The sequence below is a fragment of the Bartonella sp. CL70QHWL genome, from assembly GCF_042194855.1.
Taxonomy (GTDB): domain Bacteria; phylum Pseudomonadota; class Alphaproteobacteria; order Rhizobiales; family Rhizobiaceae; genus Bartonella.
Genome location: NZ_JBHINJ010000111.1, coordinates 1 through 749, shown reverse-complemented (window position 1 = coordinate 749; position 749 = coordinate 1). Strand labels below are relative to the sequence as shown.

The following is a 749-nucleotide window of genomic DNA, read 5'->3' as shown; positions in this document are numbered from 1 at the left end:
GATGCCATGTATTGTTGTGGTGTTAACATAGACAATTTATAAGTCGTATTGGAAATGTAATTAAAGTTTGGAACTAGGTGATCACCACGTAATCTGCCGCCACCAAAAACAGCCCCTAAACCACTAATCCAACAATTACCTTCGTGACTGAGGTTCTCTTCACTCTCTACCCAGCCACCTAAATCACCTTTCTTTACTTTGCCAAAGCTTCTCAATGCTCGTATTCGGTGTAACTTGAAAGGACCGAGATCAACTGTATCGTCTGTAAGTTCGTATTTCTTTTTACTACTATTAACTAAATCACAACCACTAATAAAACCTGTATCAATCCATGCATCACCACACACACGGGCATTTCCACAAATTATTGCTGTACCGTATACATGTGCATTATCAAAAACTTTAGCATCAAAATAAACAATGGCATTGCCATAAACATGAGCGTTATCATAAACGTTGGCATTACCAAAAACCTTGGCTCGACCGTAAACCCTAGCACTACCATAAACCTTTGCATCGTCCCCAACCCAACAGTCTCCCTCATGACTTAAATTGCTTTCATTTTCAATAAAGCCACCTAAGTCACCTGCGTACACATCTCTAAAATTTCTTAAAGCACGTATACGATGAAGCGTAACTCCATTAACTTCGATTGTTTCATCAGTAGATTCATACTTCTTTTTAACTGTCATCTTATCCACTCCTCACTTACCCTTCTTCTTACTCTTCTTATTCTTATGAGGCGGCGC

At 39.1% G+C, this 749-nt stretch carries 1 protein-coding gene; it reads right to left on the bottom strand.

All coding sequences use genetic code 11. From position 1 onward, the window contains the following. The coding region (locus tag ACFIJZ_RS09975) for a hypothetical protein (RefSeq protein ID WP_375632005.1) at positions 1-692 on the bottom strand (692 nt) is incomplete at its 3' end. Positions 693-749: the final 57 nt, after the last annotated feature.